At 59.6% G+C, this 17,463-nt stretch carries 16 protein-coding genes; all 16 read right to left on the bottom strand.

The genetic code is table 11. From position 1 onward, the window contains the following. Positions 1-122: 122 nt before the first annotated feature. The 16 genes from ACSPX5_RS02810 to ACSPX5_RS02735 all read right to left on the bottom strand — a co-directional run bounded on the left by ACSPX5_RS02810 (position 123) and on the right by ACSPX5_RS02735 (position 17,447). The gene (locus tag ACSPX5_RS02810; protein ID WP_016984300.1) at positions 123-1,598 is read right to left on the bottom strand and encodes a sigma-54 dependent transcriptional regulator; all 1,476 of its coding nucleotides are present in this window, start codon (positions 1,596-1,598) and stop codon (positions 123-125) included. Positions 1,599-1,770: 172 nt separating this feature from the next. Then, on the bottom strand, positions 1,771-2,067 hold the full coding sequence (locus ACSPX5_RS02805; protein ID WP_323161772.1) for a flagellar protein FliT: 297 nt from the start codon (positions 2,065-2,067) through the stop codon (positions 1,771-1,773). A 10-nt stretch (positions 2,068-2,077) separates the two neighbouring features. Further along, on the bottom strand, positions 2,078-2,476 hold the full coding sequence (gene fliS / locus ACSPX5_RS02800; protein ID WP_169429400.1) for a flagellar export chaperone FliS: 399 nt from the start codon (positions 2,474-2,476) through the stop codon (positions 2,078-2,080). Positions 2,477-2,605: 129 nt separating this feature from the next. Then, positions 2,606-4,060 carry a flagellar filament capping protein FliD gene (gene fliD, locus ACSPX5_RS02795; protein ID WP_169429399.1) on the bottom strand — a complete coding sequence of 485 codons (1,455 nt, stop codon included), beginning with the start codon at positions 4,058-4,060 and terminating at the stop codon, positions 2,606-2,608. Between the two features lie 80 nt (positions 4,061-4,140). After that, entirely contained in the window at positions 4,141-4,497 is a 357-nt protein-coding gene (locus ACSPX5_RS02790; protein ID WP_439820920.1) for a flagellar protein FlaG, read from the bottom strand. Positions 4,498-4,569: 72 nt separating this feature from the next. Next, a complete protein-coding gene (locus ACSPX5_RS02785; protein WP_085605772.1) occupies positions 4,570-5,421 on the bottom strand; it encodes a flagellin domain-containing protein in 852 nt (283 codons plus the stop codon). A 243-nt stretch (positions 5,422-5,664) separates the two neighbouring features. Next, a complete protein-coding gene (locus ACSPX5_RS02780) occupies positions 5,665-5,931 on the bottom strand; it encodes a hypothetical protein (RefSeq protein ID WP_439820919.1) in 267 nt (88 codons plus the stop codon). Continuing rightward, positions 5,928-7,220, bottom strand: coding sequence for a motility associated factor glycosyltransferase family protein (locus tag ACSPX5_RS02775; RefSeq protein WP_169429396.1), 1,293 nt, complete (start codon positions 7,218-7,220; stop codon positions 5,928-5,930). Before ACSPX5_RS02775 ends, ACSPX5_RS02780 begins: the two co-directional genes overlap by 4 nt. A gap of 86 nt (positions 7,221-7,306) precedes the next feature. Continuing rightward, positions 7,307-8,233 carry a ketoacyl-ACP synthase III gene (locus tag ACSPX5_RS02770; RefSeq protein ID WP_207866321.1) on the bottom strand — a complete coding sequence of 309 codons (927 nt, stop codon included), beginning with the start codon at positions 8,231-8,233 and terminating at the stop codon, positions 7,307-7,309. Positions 8,234-8,458: 225 nt separating this feature from the next. Beyond that, entirely contained in the window at positions 8,459-9,511 is a 1,053-nt protein-coding gene (gene pseI / locus ACSPX5_RS02765) for a pseudaminic acid synthase (RefSeq protein ID WP_439820918.1), read from the bottom strand. Continuing rightward, entirely contained in the window at positions 9,508-11,010 is a 1,503-nt protein-coding gene (gene pseG, locus ACSPX5_RS02760) for a UDP-2,4-diacetamido-2,4,6-trideoxy-beta-L-altropyranose hydrolase (protein WP_439820917.1), read from the bottom strand. The genes pseI and pseG overlap by 4 nt, the downstream gene beginning before the upstream one ends. Continuing rightward, on the bottom strand, positions 11,007-11,702 hold the full coding sequence (gene pseF, locus ACSPX5_RS02755; RefSeq protein ID WP_169429392.1) for a pseudaminic acid cytidylyltransferase: 696 nt from the start codon (positions 11,700-11,702) through the stop codon (positions 11,007-11,009). Before pseF ends, pseG begins: the two co-directional genes overlap by 4 nt. Next, complete coding sequence (locus ACSPX5_RS02750) at positions 11,699-12,319, bottom strand: pseudaminic acid biosynthesis-associated methylase (RefSeq protein WP_439820916.1); 621 nt, start codon at positions 12,317-12,319, stop codon at positions 11,699-11,701. The genes pseF and ACSPX5_RS02750 overlap by 4 nt, the downstream gene beginning before the upstream one ends. Positions 12,320-12,350: 31 nt before the next feature. After that, on the bottom strand, positions 12,351-13,508 hold the full coding sequence (gene pseC / locus ACSPX5_RS02745; RefSeq protein ID WP_439820915.1) for a UDP-4-amino-4,6-dideoxy-N-acetyl-beta-L-altrosamine transaminase: 1,158 nt from the start codon (positions 13,506-13,508) through the stop codon (positions 12,351-12,353). Further along, positions 13,505-14,506 (bottom strand): UDP-N-acetylglucosamine 4,6-dehydratase (inverting), encoded by a 1,002-nt coding sequence (gene pseB / locus ACSPX5_RS02740; protein WP_169429389.1) that lies wholly within the window; start codon positions 14,504-14,506, stop codon positions 13,505-13,507. Before pseB ends, pseC begins: the two co-directional genes overlap by 4 nt. A gap of 25 nt (positions 14,507-14,531) precedes the next feature. Further along, on the bottom strand, positions 14,532-17,447 hold the full coding sequence (locus tag ACSPX5_RS02735) for a glycosyltransferase family 2 protein (protein WP_439820914.1): 2,916 nt from the start codon (positions 17,445-17,447) through the stop codon (positions 14,532-14,534). Positions 17,448-17,463: the final 16 nt, after the last annotated feature.

Genomic DNA, 17,463 nt, shown 5'->3' with positions numbered 1-17,463 from the left:
GGCTTGGGGCATTGTGCTCTCTCGCTTGGCTGACCGTCAGTTAAACGGAACGTTGCGAGGGACTTAGCAATACCCGTGCCTAAAAAAAACTGCTTATAAATGAAGCCGTTGAAAAACAGGCGTCAATCATCCGCCTGTTCATCACCATCGCGTCGGCTCATGCCGTACTTGCGCATCTTCTCCACCAGCGTGGTGCGACGGATGCGCAGACGCTCGGCGGCACGGGCCACGATGCCGTTGGCATCATCCAGCGCCTGCTGGATCAGGCCCTGTTCCAGACCACCGAGGTAGTCCTTCAGATCAAGCCCTTCCGGCGGTAGCATGGCGTTGGCAGTGAAGTCAGGCGTGTGACCGTTGATTGCCACGCGCTCTTCCAGATCGCTGCGCAGGCTGTCGACCATTTGCTCGTCTTCGTCATCGACGTAGCGGAATTTCTTCGGCAGCTCGACCACGCCGATCACCCCGTACGGATGCATGATCGCCATGCGCTCCACCAGGTTGGCCAGCTCGCGGACGTTGCCCGGCCAGCCGTGGCGGCACAGGGACATGATGGCGGCGGAATTGAAACGGATCGAACCGCGTTTCTCGTGCTCCATGCGCGAGATCAACTCGTTCATCAGCAACGGGATGTCTTCGACGCGCTCACGCAGCGGCGCCATTTCGATCGGGAACACGTTCAAGCGATAGTAGAGATCTTCGCGGAAGGTGCCGATCTCGATCATGCTTTCGAGATTCTTGTGGGTCGCGGCAATGATGCGCACGTCGACGCTCTGGGTCTTGTTGCTGCCCACGCGCTCGAAGGTGCGTTCCTGCAGCACGCGCAGCAGCTTGACCTGCATCGGCAGCGGCATGTCGCCGATTTCGTCGAGGAACAGCGTACCGCCGTTGGCCAGCTCGAAGCGGCCGGCACGACTGGTGATCGCGCCGGTAAAGGCGCCCTTCTCGTGGCCGAACAGTTCGCTTTCCAGCAACTCTGCCGGGATCGCCCCGCAATTGACCGGTACGAACGGCGCGTCGCGACGCTTGGAATGGTAATGCAGGTTGCGCGCAACCACTTCCTTGCCGGTGCCGGACTCGCCGAGGATCAACACGCTGGCGTCGGTGTCGGCCACCTGCTGCATCATCTGGCGCACATGCTGGATCGCCCGGCTGGTGCCGACGAGGCTGCGGAACAGGTTGGGTTCGCGATGACGGCCGCGCTCGCGGGCCTGGTCATACATTTCGCGATAGACCTGGGCACGGTGCAGGGAGTCCAGCAATTTGCTGTAGCTCGGCGGCATTTCGAGAGTCGAAAGTACCCGGCGGCGCTGGTCTTCGGGCAAGTCCACCGAAGAATTATCGCCCATCAGCAAAACCGGAAGGAACTCATCCCAGGTTGAGAGTGTCTTTAGCAAGCCCAAAAGCGCACCAGGAGCATTGACCGTCCCGATCAGTACGCAAATGACCTCACGACTAGACGACAAAGAGCCGACTGCCTGCTGCCAGTCATGGCTTCCGCAGGGTAAATTTTCTTCGCCAAGAAAATTTAAGATCACCGCCAGGTCGCGGCGGCGGACGCTATCGTCATCGATCAGCAGAATTTTGGTTTCACGCCACATGCAATAGCAACTTCCCTAGTCAACTCAATGCCCAAAACGAGGGGCAAGCGAGACGCTTGCAGGACACCGTGTGCCTGTAGACGCCTGAAATCTGAAAACAGCCACTAGTTAAGTCAAAAAACCGTGCACAGTCAAATTTATGGCGCACATGTCTGGATTAACTGAGGGTTAATTAACCAAACAGATGGTAAACCTTTGCCGCGTTCTGCGCTTGGGTGATCTGCGACATCTCGTCGACTATCGCCTGACGTTCACCCATGGCGACCTCAAGAAGCTGCTTGTAGACATGCAGCAGCTCCTCAAGATTGTCGCGTAGCGCCACTTCATCCACCGAAGTCTCACTCAAGACATCTTCCATGCAGGAACGGCAATCGAGGTCCAGTTGACCGATCGCCTCCCAGTTGCGCTCGGCCAGGGCACCGACCAACGCTTCTCGGGTTTCTTCGATTCGCTGCAATACAAGACTCATGGTGATCTCCTTAGAACTGAGGAGCTGGCGTAGGCGCGATGGCGTCCCAGCCTTCTTTTACCGTGCTCAGCAAGCCGGCGACTTCATCCAGAATACGCGGATCGCTGTTGATATTGGCCTCGGCAAGACGCTTCATCATGTAGATATACAGCCCGTCCAGATCAGCCAGCGTATCGGCGGACTTCTCCAGATCCAGGCCTTCACGCAAGCCGCTGACGATGCCAATGGCCTTGCCGATCGCCGTGCATTTTGCAGGGATGTCCTTGCGCTCGATCGCGCCCTTGGCCTGCGCAATGCGCGCCAGACCACCTTCCATCAACATTTGTACCAGACGGTGGGGGCTCGCTTCGGACGTCTGAGCGTGGGCGCCAACTTTCTGGTATTGCCGAAGGGCTAACATCGGATTCATGTTCTACCTCATTTGCCACAATGACTCGCATGACCAGTGTATCGCCAGCGAGCCGAAAAACTTTAGACCACAAGACAAAAACCCGGCACACGCTCGAAAGCGTAGCCGGGTTTTTGTCGCTCTTACATGTTACTTCGCAGATTGCTGAGCGTTCAGCGAGCTGAAGAACGACGTAATGCTGCTCGCCGTGGCCTTCATTTGCCCTACCAGCAAGTCCATGGCGTTGTATTTTGCAGTCAACGTCTTGGTCATGCCGGCAACGCGTATATCCAGTGCCGTTTGCTGGGCGGTAAGGCTGCGCGCGTTACCGTTCAGGATGGTCATGCGCTGATCGAGCAAACCGGGAGATACACCATCCGCCCCTTTGAGGTACGGATCCACCGCCTTGCTCATGCGCGCCAACAAACCGTTTTTATCGGTGGTGCCAGAGAACATCTGCTGGACCTGGCCGGTCATGCCTGGCGTGCTCATCGTTTTGTTGAACGCGACCGTGTCGAAAGTCAGGTTACCGGTGAGCTTGTCAGTCATGACGCCCAGCTGCGACAGGTAGGCCATCGGACCGCCGGTGGTGCCGCTTGGCATGGTCAACTGGCTACGAATATCGGCAATCAGCGAACGCGGCAGGGAATCCCCAGTGAAAGCCGCCTGAACGGTCAGCTTGCCATCTTCGTCCGGCGTTGCCTTGGACAAAGTGTCGACAGTACTTTTCAAGGTGTTGTAGGCATCAACGAAGGCCTGAACCGACGTCTGCAATCCCTTGGTGTTGGCGTCAACACTCACCACAACTGGCGTGCCAGGCGGATTAGGGACAGTCAGCAGGTTCATCGACAAACCACTGATGGCACCCGTCACATTGTTGCTTTTGCTGGTCACCGCCAGGCCATCGATGGTCAGCGACGCATCCTTGGCGAGCCCATTGACCGCTCCGGAATCACCCGCCGCCGGGGTGGCACTCATCGGTTTGGTGCCATCGATTTCCAGACCGGCAATACCGCTGACCGTCATGTCCGAGCCCGCGCCTGTCTTGCTCGAGCTGATGACCAGACGCGACGAACCGGTGCTATCCGTCACGATGTTGGCAGAAATACCATTGATACCCTGAGCCGTGTTGATCGCGTCACGAGTAGTCTGCAAGGTCGCATTGGCTGGAATCGTGACATTGTAATCAGTGCCATTCTGACTGATTTTCAGAGTACCACTCGGAATGGCACTGGCAGCACCGCCGGCAAAGGATGCGCTGGCTATTTTCGAGCCGGTAGCCAGATTGTTCACAACAACACTGTAAGTGCCCGAGACCGCAGTGTTATCCGAAGTCACGCCCAGAACACTCGGAGTACCCGAAGTGGCCGTGTAACCGGAAAACGCCGGATTGGTCTTGCTGCCCAGGTTGGTCATCGCCGTCTGGAATGCAGTCAGCGCACTCTTCAGCGTACCGACACCGGAAATCTTCAGCGTGTTGGTCTTGGTACTGGCATCGATCTGCGTCTGTTTCGCCGACTTGTCAGCGTTGACCAGCGCAGTAACGATCGCACCGATGTCCAGGCCGGAACCCAGGCCGGAACCCGGTAAAATTGGACTTGCCATGTGCATCTCCCTTGGGGTTGTTGCCAGTCTTTTGACCCTTGTGGGATCTAAAGAACTTCAAACACGATTCATGCCAGCTATCAGACTTTGGCGTCGAACAACACGTGGCTCGCATTGGCGAGGCTGTCTGCCAGCTTGAGAGCTTCTGCGGAGGGGATCTGTCGTACGACCTCGCCCGTCTCGCTTGCGATCACCTTGACGATGACCTTTCCGGAATGCTCATCGATCGAGAACTCCAGGTTACGCTTGATCGACTGAACAAACTTCTCGATCTCCTGCACCGCCAGCTTCAATTTGGTTTCATCCGTTTCCTGACTCTTTTTCGAATCAGCAACAGCATCAACCACGTGAGGCTTGGTCTCCGACGGCTTGTCGGTGACGGTACTGGCTGGCTTGGGAGCCGGATAAGTCACGTTAAGCTTTACGCTCATGTCCATGCTCATCACCTCTTAACGTGAAAAAGCGAGAGAGCACGCAAGCGCACTCCCCCGCCAAAACTCATTCCGAAATTACTGAAGCAGCTTCAGTACAGCGGAAGGCAGTTGGTTGGCTTGAGCCAGAACAGAGGTCGAAGCCTGTTGCAGGGTTTGCTGCTTGGTCAGGTTAGCAGTCTCTGCGGCGAAGTCGGTATCTTGTACGCGACCTTGTGCAGCAGTGGTGTTTTCGTTGATGTTCTGCAAGTTCTGGATGGTGCTGTTCAGACGGTTTTGCGAAGCACCCAGGCTGGCACGAGTTGCACCGATTGCAGCGATAGCGGCGTCGATTGCAGTGATAGCGTTGTCGATGTTCGAAGCAGCGGCAGCCGAAGTAGCACCGGTCAGAACAACAGTACCGCTACCTACCGACAGGCTGGCGGCGTCGAACTTGGAGCTCAGTACCAGGTCGATGTGGTTAGCCGAACCAGTGTTTGCGCCAACTTGCAGGGTCACAGTACCAGCCGAACCGTCCAGCAGGTTTTTGCCGTTCAGGTTGGTCGAAGCCGAGATACGGGTGATCTCGTCGGACATTTGTGCGAATTCAGCGTTGGTAGCGGTCTGGTCAGCAGTGCCGTTGGTACCGTTACGTGCTTTAACAGCCAGTTCACGCATACGCTGCAGAATGTCGGTAGTAGCTTGCAGAGCGCCTTCAGCGGTCTGAGCAACGGAGATACCGTCGTTGGCGTTCTGGATGGCCTGGGTGTTACCGCGGATCTGGGAAGACATACGGTTGGAGATTTGCAGGCCAGCGGCGTCGTCTTTAGCGCTGTTGATTTTCAGGCCGGAAGACAGGCGCTGCATCGAAGTCGACAGAGCGTCGGAAGCGCGGTTCAGGTTCTTCTGAACGTTCAACGACGTGGTGTTGGTGTTTACTGTTAAAGCCATGACGAATTCCTCGTTGGTTGGGTACTGCGGCTTCCGGCCCTGGCAACCGCCGGGTATGGCCTAGAGAACCTTCGTAATAGTTATCGTCGGGTTTGCAGGTTGCTTGAGGGCTTTTTTGAAAAAATTTGCCATCACCCTGCCACCCCCTAGAAAACAAAGACTTAGCAGCACTTCACCCTCGGAAAAATGACGCCATGAAACCGTCTGCAGCGCAAACCTGCGGGCCAGCGCTATCGGCATTTTTCAGGACGCCGAACTTTCCAGTAACCGGATCAATTCGTACTCCATGAAGTCGGCGAGCCCGAGCCAATCCTGGCGCTCCTGACAATCGAGCATTTGTGTGAGCACTTGCGCCCACGACTGCTGGATATCCGGCGACGCGGACATCAGCAAATGCTGCGCACCTTCGAATACATCAACCATGTCCAGCGCTGCTTCGACATCACGCCCCAGACGAAACAGGCCGGCACACCGACGGCATTCGTCGACACTTCGTTGCATTGCACTCATTGCACGAACTCCTGATTGAAGCGCGTCCCGGCAATCAACGCTCCTGCGCGACTACTGTTGAAAAACTCGACGTGCGGCTGGCTGGCGATGTATCGCTCCAGTACACACAGATATCCGCGAAAATTGAGCTGCGTACTGACGCGCTCACCGAACCCGTCACGCACCCAGTGCCGCGCCTGATTCACTGACGGCCCAAGATCACCATCGTTCCAGCCGGCGTGGGTCTTGTTCATCGGGAAAGCGAAGTCGGCGCCGAACAGGGTGATCTGCGCAGCTCCCATCTTCACCGCCAGATCCACCGCGGGGTGAATCACGCTGCCACCCACATGCAGCAGTGCCCGTGGATGTTGCTCTCGCAACGCCGCGTAGACCGGGCTAAGCGAATAACCGCCATAGCGTTTGCCCTTCCAGGCCCTCAACACCTCAGGATCGCTCATGGGCAGATACACCAAGGGAATGCCGTCGGACTCTTCGAAAGGCAAATGCCGAAAGCTGATGCGCTGATCGATGCTCACTACATAGTCCGGCACAATCCCGTGCTCGCGCAGCGGCCGGTAAGCGGTGTCGACGCAAATGAACAAGGGGCGCTCGTCTCGCTCGCGAATCGTGGCCAGTCGCTCGAAATGCTGCTCAAGCGTCGGCCCGGTGCCGATCACGTAGATTTCCCGGCCAGTGCAAGTGCCGAACAATTGCGCCACATCATCGTCAGCGAGCAGCACCGGCAAGCAGTCCTGCAGACGCTGCAGAATGAACGGCGACTGCGGATCGAACTCACGATTGTTGAAACTCAAGTGCACTTCACTGACCAGTCGATCACGGATCTTCGCGTTGAAGTCATCGGCCAGCAGCATTTCGGCAGGCAAGGCAAAGAACGGCGTGCAGATGTCCGGCATGTCCCCGGCGTACAGAAGCTCTACCCTCGAGTCTTCCAGCCATTGCCGCTGATCGAGCAACTGCAACACCAGCGCAAACAGCGCGCCATTGAGGATGTGTACATACAGCCGCTCGAGCCCGGCACGCTCCAGCAGAACCGTCGGCAGATCTCCGAGGCCGGTGCCATAGACGTGCAATCGCGACTTGTCCGCCGGCAGGCTGGCGGCCTGAACCCGGGCCTCATGGACGCGGTCGTGGCGACTGGTGAGCTGAATGCCGTTGATGCTCAGCGTCGAACCCAGCCCCTGTGTCAATCCGGCGTCGATCACCGAACTGTCTTCGTTCAGCAATCGCGCGAACAGCGCCGGCCAGCGTCGCTCAATGACGTGGGCATTGGCCTGGAAAAACTCGCTCATGGCGCCTCGCGCTCCCTTCAGGCAAAAAAATAGCGTTCAAGGTTAACCCTTGAACGCTATTTTTGTATCCGCCGTTTTTAACAGATTCAAGGACGATAAATAATCGCCGAACCCCACGACAGACCGACACCGAAACCACTGATCGCGATACGGTTCCAGTCGGAATCCATCACGTGTTTTTCCAGCAGCAGCGGCACACTGGACGACACGGTGTTGCCGGTCTCGACCATGTCCTTGATGAACTTCTCCGGCTCGCCTTCAAAGCGCCGCGCCACGGCATCGACAATCGCCGCGCTGCCCTGATGGATGCAGAAGGCATCGATGTCATCGGCGTTGAGGCCCGAATCGTCGAGCAGCTCATGCAAGTGCGCCGGGACTTTGAGCAACGCAAAGTTGAACACCTGACGCCCGTTCATGAAGAACACGCCATCGGTAACTTTCAGGTGCGGCGCACCGGAACCGTCGGTGCCGAACTTGGCCTTGCCCAGCGCCCAGGTCGGGTCTTCGCCCATCCAGGTCGCGGTGGCGGCGTCGCCGAACAGCATGGTGGTGTTGCGATCTTCCGGATCAACGATCTTCGAATACGGGTCGGCGGTGATCAGCAGGCCGTTCTTCAGGCCGGCAGCTTCCATGAAGCCCTTGATCGCGTAGATGCCATAAACGTAACCGGAGCAGCCCAGGGAAATGTCGAACGCGGCGACATTGGTTGGCAGACCCAGTTTGTCCTGGACGATTGCTGCGGTGTGCGGCAGGCCTTCTTCGTCACCGTTCTGGGTGACGACGATCAGTGCATCGATGGATTCACGTTTCAGTTCAGGGTTGCTGGCAAACAGCGCATTGGCCGCTTCAACACACAGATCGGAAGTTTCCTGTTCTGCGTCTTTACGTGGCAGGAAGGCCGAACCGATCTTGCCGAGGATGAATTCTTCATCCTTCTCGAATTTTGCACCTTGTGCGTAATTGTCCACGCCGGCTACAGGAACGTAGCTCGCAATGCTTTTTATGCCAATCATTACGGCTTCCCAATAATAAACAGCCCAATACCACCGCTCGCAAGGATTCGAGGGGCGCCGACAAACAGAAAACGGCCGCCACAACGGGCAGCCACGGGGAGCGCAAAGGGCTATCACTGCAACCGATAACGGGCCAGGCGCCATCTCCCCGGTCAATACAATACAGTGAAGATGCGCGTTATGACTCGCAGGTCACGCTATTTTGCCGAATCGGTGCAGATCGGGTTATTCGACCAATGACCATTCCAGCGGCGTACCGCGCTTGATCGGCGCCCGCGCGCGGCGGCCCAGGACGGCATCGGCGTGCTTGGGCGGCAGACCGAGACCGGGACGAATGGCGCGCAGATTGGCCGCCGTGAAGGGTTCACCGGCCGCCATGTCCGCCGTGACGTACAGCGACCGGCGGTAAACCAGGGACTTTTTCTCAGCCTCGGTCACGCCGTAATGCACCTGGCCCATGGCCTGCCAGGCGCGCTCGGTCTCGACCACCAAGCTGGCCATTTCCGCTGGCTCCAGCGAAAAACTGGCATCCACCCCGCCCGCCGCGCGGTCGAGGGTGAAGTGCTTTTCAACCACTGTAGCTCCGAGCGCCACAGCCGCCACCGAAACGCCGACGCCCATCGAATGATCGGACAGCCCCACCTGACAACCGAACAGCTCTCGCAGATGCGGGATCGTGCGCACATGGCTGTTGAGCGGCGTCGCCGGGTAGGTGCTGGTGCACTTGAGCAGCACCAGATCCTTGCACCCGGCTTCACGGGCAGCGCGCACGGTTTCGTCGAGCTCGGCGATGCTGGCCATGCCGGTGGAAATGATCAGCGGCTTGCCGGTCGCCGCAACACGCCGGATCAGCGGCAGATCGGTGTTTTCAAAACTGGCGATCTTGTAGGCCGGCACCTCGAGGCCTTCAAGGAAGTCCACGGCGCTGTCATCGAACGGCGTCGAAAATGCGAGCATGCCCAACTCCTTCGCCCGGGCGAAGATCGGCGCATGCCACTCCCAAGGCGTGTGGGCCTTTTCATACAGGTCGTAAAGCGAAGTGCCCGCCCACAGGCTGTTCGGGTCCTTGATGAAGAACTCGCCTTCAGCCAGATCCAGAGTCATGGTGTCGGCGGTGTAGGTTTGCAGCTTCAAGGCGTGAGCACCTGCCTCGGCCGCCGCCTCGACAATCTGCAGGGCGACGTCCAACGACTGATTATGGTTGCCGCTCATTTCGGCAATGATGAACGGCGGTGCGTCGGCACCGATCAGGCGATTGCCGATCTTGAAACTGCTCATGGACGGGATTCCTTCAAAACCTTGGTGAACGCGCAGGCACTTTGTGTGTACCCGGCGTCACGGAAAACATTCATCGAGGGCCGATTGGCCGGCAAGACCCGGGCAGTGATGGCGGTCATTTGCGGCCAGTGCGCAGCCACGAAAGCTTCACCCTGCGCCAGCAGCGCCCTGCCCCAACCAAGGCCGAAACGCCCTTCGAACAGATACAGCGAAACTTCTGCCTCGAAGCCACGCAAATCGTAGCGCAGGACGCCGACCGGGCCATCATCCGCCTCGGCCACCAGCAGCAAGCGCTGAGGATTGCGCAGACTCGCGCCCAGCCAGTTCACATGTTGCGTCCAGTCAATCGCAGCGCTGTCCAGCGACCAGCGACGCACCACCTCGGCATTGCGCCCGTCGAACAACACCTGCGCATCGTCCAACGTCACTGCGCGCAACTTGAGCACCGCGCCGGCCAGTGCCGCCGCAACCCGCAGCGCACCGCGCCCGTCCACCAGTTGCCGCGAACGCTCGGCCAGGCTCTGGCGCAGATAAACGTTGCCCACGACAAAGCCGATGGCATCGCGCAGTTGCTCGACGCTGACCTGCTCCCGCGCGCCCATGAACACATGCGCGCCGGCCGCCGCCATCACCTCGCCGTTGGCCTGCTGGTTGTTCGACACCGCAATGCAGATCGTCGGCAGGCCCATGGCTGCGCGCTCCCAACTGGTACCACCGCCGGCGCCGATGAACAGGTCGGCTTCAGTCATGCGTCGATGAAAATCGCTGACGAAACTGTGCAGGCGCCAGTTCGGCCGTGTCTCGGCGAGTGCCTGCATCTCTGCCCATGCCGGGTTATCGGCACCGGCGACGAAATCCACTTCAAGCCCGGAAAAATCCGCCAGCGCCTGCATCGCGTGATGGGTCTGGCGCGCCGCATCGAAGCCGCCGAAATTCACCAGTACCCGATGCGCCACCGGTTTGATGTCGATGGCCGGGCCGTTGAACTCCTCGCGCAGCATGGCGAAGCGTGGACCGAGCAGCGTTCGGCAACCGGCCGGCAGCAACGGCTGATAGTTTTCGCTGAGACCGGAGAGGTTCTGATTGAGCAGCAAGTCCACGCTGTACCGACGGGTCGCCAGATCGTCGACGGCGGCGATTCGTGGCGCGAAGCGACGGGCCGCAGTCTGCCAGTGATGATCGAGGCCGTAGTGGTCGGCGATGACCCAGTCGAATCCGGCCTGACCGTCCAGCTGCTTCGCCAGTGCATCGATATCCGCCTGCCACGGCAGCATCGATTCGATGGCCTGCTCCGGGTCTTCACCGGCATAACGATCCGGCAACGCGAACGTCTCAAAACCTTCGCCCTGCAGCGCATCGAGCCGATTGCCCGGCAATCGCCGACAGGCAAACGCCACATGACTGCCCTGAGCGCGCAACACCCGCGCCAGCGTCAGGCACCGGGCGATGTGGCCACTGCCGATGGTCGGCGAGGCGTCGGCGCGGATCAGCACTCTCATTGCAGCTCTCCACCAGCCTTGAGGGCGGCGTAAAGGTATTCGGCGCGTTTCCAGTCTTCGACGGTATCGATGTCCTGCACCAGATACCGGGGCAGGATCACCGGCAGACTGGCCGGCGAATACAGCACCTCTCCACTCAGCCAGGCCTCACTACGGCCCCAATAGAACTGGCCGGCATCCTGAAAGGCAGCCGGCAGATCCTGCGAACGGGTATTGCGAAACTCGGGGTACAACGCCGTCAGCGCGCCCTGCCCGTCCAGGGTCAGGGCGCGCTGCACCGGAAAGCCGAAATCAGTGACTGAAAAAGCAAAGGACTTGTCCGGATGCTGCGCCAGCAACTCCAGGCCCTGACGCAGAAACCGCGCCTGCAAAAGCGGCGCCGTGGCGTACACACAGCAGGCGTATTCGAAGGCCGGCAGCTGCTGCAAGGCATGCGCGATCACCGCCGCAGTGCCGGTGAAGTCATCGGCCAGCTCCACCGGACGCATGAACGGCACATGAGCACCGTTGGCCCGCGCCACGTCTGCGATCTCTGCGTCGTCGGTACTGACCACGACCTGCTCGAACAACCCTGAATCCAGCGCCGTGCGAATCGAACGGACAATCATCGGCACGCCGTCGAACGGCTTGAGATTCTTGCGCGGGATGCGTTTGCTGCCCCCGCGGGCCGGGATGATTGCGACGTTGTTCAAGGACGTTTTTCCAGCAGAAACCAAGTGATGTCGTCCACCGGAAATTGCGGATCGCGGCGATAACCGAATCCGTAATCCAGCAGTTGCAGATCAGGATAGCGATCGAGCATTTCCCCGGCGAAATCACGCTTGAACAGTTTGCCGCTGTTGCCGCGATAGGACACTTCCACCGGCGACGGATTGTAGTACTCGGCGATCAGGATGTAGCGCTGGCTCAGCTCGTACAACTGCGCATAGGCCGTCGGCAACAGCTCCGGGGCCAGATGGATCAGCACGCCTTTGCTCAGGGTCAGGTCGTATTGGCGCTCACGGGGAAAGTCGAACAGCGAACCGTGCCAGATGTTCGCAATCTCCAGCGCACGCGCCTGGGCGCAGGCACTGGCATTGATTTCGACTCCGAACAGCTCGCAACGCGGCAGCAACTGACGCAGCGCCTGCAGGTTGTTGCCGGCGTTGGTGCCCAGTTCCAGCAGGCTGTCGACCCGTCCGGCCCGGGTCAGTGCTTTGGCGAACAACGCCAGATTGGCGGCCACCAGCGGTTGCCCGACGTTGCGGTCGACGTACTGGTTACCGAATTCGCCCTGCCAGAATTGTTCCTGTTCGCTCAGATCACGCATTGCCGTTTTCCATCCACCGCCGCAACGGCACTCATTCAGTCAACCGACGCAATTGCTCGACCACGTAATCCTGTTGTTGATCGCTCAACAACGGAAACAGCGGCAGGCTGATCGCTTCGGCGTAATAACGTTCGGCCTCGGGGAAGTCACCCTCGGCAAAACCCAGTTCACGATAGTACGGCTGCAAATGCACCGGAATGTAGTGCAGGTTCACGCCGATACCGGCGGCACGCAAGCCTTCGAACACCTGACGGTGGCTGAGGTTGAGGCGATCGGTCTGCAAGCGCACCACGTACAGGTGCCAGGCCGATTCAGCCTCCGGCTGGGCGCTCGGCACGGTGACCGGCAAATACGCCAGCAAACGATCGTAACGTGCGGCGAGCGCCCGGCGACGGGCGATGAAGTCGTCCAGTTTGCTCAGCTGTGACAGGCCCAGTGCCGCTTGCAGATCGGTGATTCGATAATTGAAACCCAGCTCGACCTGTTGGTAGTACCACGGCCCATGACTGGGCTCGGTCATCTGCTGCGGATCGCGGGTCATGCCGTGGCTGCGCAGGCGTTGCAGACGCTCGGCCAGCTCCGGGCGATTGGTCAGCACCATGCCGCCTTCGCCACTGGTGATGATCTTCACCGGATGGAAACTGAACACGGTCATCGCGGCAAATTCACCGCAACCCACCGGGCGACCGGCGTAACTCGCGCCGACCGCGTGGGAAGCGTCTTCGATCACGGTGAAGTTGTAGCGTTCGGCCAGTTCGGCAATGCGCCGCATGTCGCAGCTCTGCCCGGAAAACGCCACCGCCACCAACACTTTGGGCAAGGTGCCGTCGCGCTCGGCCGCGTCGAGTTTGCTGGCCAGTACCTCGGCATCGAGGTTCCAGGTCAGCGGATCGATGTCCACGAAGTCAACGTCGGCACCGCAGTAACGGCCGCAGTTGGCCGACGCGAGAAAGGTGTTCGGCGTGGTCCACAAGCGGTCGCCCACTCCCAGCCCCGCCGCCAGACAGGCAATGTGCAGCGCCGCCGTGGCGTTGCACACCGCGACGGCGAAATCAGCCTGGCAACGCTCGGCCATCGCCTGTTCGAAACGCTCGATGGTCGGTCCCTGGGTCAACCAGTCGGACTGCAACACCTCGACGACCGCGTCGATGTCCGTCTGGTCGAGGCTTTGCCGACCGTAGGGAATCATACCGATAGCTTCGCGTGCAGGTCGGCGATCTGCCCCACCGAGAGGAAGTGCGGGTTGGTGTCGGAGCGGTACTCAAAGTCCTCGCCCACCGGCCGCCCGTGCTCGCCAAGTTTATCGACGGCAAAATCGACATCGACGCTGGTGAAGCGGATCGAAGGCTGGATCGTGTAGTGATCCTCGAACTCCAGGGTCATCCGCGCATCGTCCAGCGGCACCATCAGTTCGTGCAGTTTCTCGCCCGGACGGATGCCGACATTCTTGTGCGGCAGATGCTCGGCCATGCCGCGAGCCAGATCGACCACACGGATCGACGGGATCTTCGGCACGAACACTTCACCGCCGTGCATCCGCGCAAAGCTGTCGAGGACGAATTGCACGCCGTGATCGAGGGTGATCCAGAAGCGGGTCATGCGCTCGTCAGTGATCGGCAGTTCGGTTGCACCCTCGGCAATCAGTTTGCTGAAAAACGGCACCACTGACCCGCGCGAGCCGGCCACGTTGCCGTAGCGCACCACGGCAAAACGCGTCTGTTGTTCACCGGCGATGTTGTTGGCCGCCACGAACAACTTATCCGACAGCAACTTGGTGGCGCCGTACAGGTTGATCGGGCTCGCCGCCTTGTCGGTCGACAGCGCGACGACTTTCTTCACGCCGTTGTCGATGGCAGCGGCGATGATGTTCTCCGCGCCGTTGACGTTGGTACGGATGCATTCGGTCGGGTTGTATTCCGCCGCCGGCACCTGCTTCAACGCCGCGGCATGCACCACGTAGTCGATGCCGCGCATGGCCTGGCGCAGACGATCGGCGTCGCGCACGTCACCGAGGAAGTAACGCATGCACGGCGCGTTGAACGTCTGCTGCATTTCGTATTGCTTGAGCTCATCCCGGGAGAACACCACCACGCGCTTGGGCTGGTATTGCTCGAGCAGGCGCGCAATGAACTTGCGCCCGAACGAGCCGGTGCCGCCGGAGATGAAAATCGATTTACCGTTGAACATGTCTTGAGTCCTGTTCCCTGTCGACCTAGCCGATCAACTGCGCCCAGTTCAGCGAAGCGCTGTCATTCAGAACAAAGCCTTTGCCACTCAGGCTCAGGTTCGCGTTGTAAGCCTGATCCTGGGCGAAAGCCGCGGCCCATTTTTCCTGCAGGGCAGCCAGTGCCCGGGTTGCCGGGGCAATTTCGGCCTGGTGAATGACTTGCACCGAAGGCGTCCAGACCGTGAGGAAGCCAGCCTGAGCGGCTTTCAGGCACAGATCGACATCGCTGAAACCGTCAGAGAATGTGCCGTCGTCCAGACCGTCCAGCGCAACGAACAGCTCTTTGCGCACCATCAGGCACACATTCGAAACCGCCGAGTAGTTCTGATCCACGGACAACCGGTACAGGTAACCCTGGGCATCGTGTTTTTCGCCGACGAATGCCGAGCCAACCCCGCCGTTCATGCCGAGAATCAAACCGGCCTGGCTGATTTTTCCGTCACGGTCGACCAGTTTCGGGCCCACCACGCCGACTTCCGGACGCAGGGCATGGTTGAGCAACGAGTCGAGCCAGTTCGGGTTGACTACCTCTGCGTCAGCCGCGAGCAATACCAGATACTCGCCCTGCGCCTGCTGGCTGGCGGCGTTGTACAGCGCCGGTGCACTCAGCGATTGATCGGCACGCAGTACCCGGACTTTCGGATGCTGATACGTGCCAAGCCAGTCATTGACCTCAGCCGACTGCCCGGCGTTGATGGCGACCAGAATTTCGTACTTCTGATAGCGCGTGCGTTGCTGCACCCCTTCCAGGCAGCGCTGCAGGGCTGGCAGATCGTCGCCGGCCGGCACAATGATCGACACCAGAGGACGATCGCTGTGGTGGTAGTCGATCTGGTAAATGCCCGGCACGGACGACGTGACCTTGGCCTTGTAGCCACGGTTGCCCAGGTGACGCAGCAGGGCCAGACGCTCGTGAGCGTTTTCCTCCAGCACTGGCGCCTCGGTGATCAGCAGCGGCTCATCAAGGTGGGCCAGACTGTTGAGGCCATCCTGCTCGATGATGCGCAGCAGCAGGTCGAACTCCAGCGCCTTGCTGAAGTCAGCCGAATAACCACCGGCCTCCACCAGCGCATCGCGACGAATCAACCAGTGACGCGCCATCATGGTCGGCAGGCTCAGCAGCAGGTCCAGGTTGAAACCCGGACGGAACACGCCCACCAGCGCACCGTTTTCCGCGCGCTGGATTTCGTCGGTGGAGACGGCACGGCAATCGCCGGCGTTCATCAGTTCCAGGCTGGCGCGCAACAGGCCGCTGGCGGTGAATTCATCCCCGGCTTGCGCCAGAAGCACCCAGTCGGATGGTGACTGACGGGCACTCTGGTTGAGTTTGTCGATCAGGTTGCCCGGCGTCACGCGGACAAAATGCAGGGTGTTCTGTGCGGTGGTGGCCGCCGGTGCTTCACCGGTGGTGAACACGACGATCCTGAACGTCTTGCACTGGCCTTCAAGCAAGCTGTCGAGGCTGACTTGCAGCTTGTCGATATCGTTGTCCATATCCAGCAGGAAAATGCCGAACTGCTGACCGCCACCGTTGACGGCCAGATGCTCGGCAATCGCCTCGACCTGCCCGGCTTGCGGTTGACGCGAATCCAGCCACTTGAGCAGCCGGCCGGACTGCATGGCGTCGAACGTGCGATGGTGATCTTCCACCGTCAGCGCATCGAGGCGTGCAATCCAGTCACGCATTTTTTGCGCTTCTTCGTCTTCGCCCGCCAGTTCCAGTTGCGCCACCAGACGCTTGTTCACGGTACGGTTGAAGGCATTGAGGTCGTGGGCCTGCCACAGACGCTCAAGCACGCTGTCCTGCGTGTCGTTGTTGCGTGCCTGGAGCAGATGCGCCTGACGCGTCCACACCCCTTCGAGCCCCTGCAATTGAACGCGGCCGGCGGGCATCGCGTGCAGCATGAATTCGAATTGCGCCAGACGATCGAAGAATGCCTGGTTGTAGAACGGCATTTCGACGTACTGCAACGGCCCGAATCGACGGTCCGGCACCTTGAGCACCTGGTTCCAGGTGGACTGGACAATCAGTTCCGCCGTCAGCGCCCGGCCGCTTTGCAGACTGTCGACCATGGCCTCGAAACTTTGCAGGACAAACGCTTTGCTCTGTTCTGCATCCAGGCCCTGGATCGCAGTAGGCAACCCGGCGAGGAACTCGGCAAAGGCTTCACGCTCGGCCACGGATTTGGCGTCGGCGTACGTCAGCGAGTGGTACACCTCGGTGCTGTGCTCGGAGTTGCCGTAGTTGATCTCGCGTACCACGTAAGGAATCGGCAGGATCCGCGCCTTGGCGCTGGCCAGCAAGAAATACACATGGCCGATTTCCTGCCATTGGAAACTGGTGCCTGGCGGCAATGCCGAATGCCAGGTCTTCATCAGATCGGTACGGGTCACCGCGTAGAACGGCGGGATGTACTGACTCATGTAGTCAATCACCCGATCCTGGGCTTTCTCGGACGAATAATCTTCCATGACTTTCTTGTCGCGGCGGTAGTAGCTCACGTCACCGGCCAGCGACAGGTACATCAGGCAATAGCCGTGGCACATGCCGTAATCCTGGTTCGCTTGCAGGAAGCTCACCGACTCGGCCAGCGAGTCATGCAGGATGAAGTCGTCGTCGGCCGCCAGCACCATGTACGGCGTGGTCAGTTGCTCGACGCCGTAAGCCAGCTTGGCCTGCATGCCCCAGTAGGCGAACTGCGGCACGTGGTGATAATCGACCGCAGAAAAATCGCCTTCAGGCCGCTCGGCCGTGGAGTCCAGCACCATGATCTTGCAGGGCAAGCTGCTGTAATACTTCACCGCCCGGCGCAGAAACGCCGGACGATTGTGAGTAATCAACACCACGGTCAACAGCTCATTGAGCGGCAGCGCTTGTTCAGAACTGTACTTGCCTTGCATAACCTCTCCCCACAAC

It is taken from the genome of Pseudomonas sp. HLG18 (assembly GCF_051903985.1).
In the GTDB taxonomy this organism is placed as follows: Bacteria; Pseudomonadota; Gammaproteobacteria; order Pseudomonadales; family Pseudomonadaceae; genus Aquipseudomonas; species Aquipseudomonas fluorescens_BT.
This window is presented reverse-complemented; position numbering and strand designations above follow the sequence as displayed.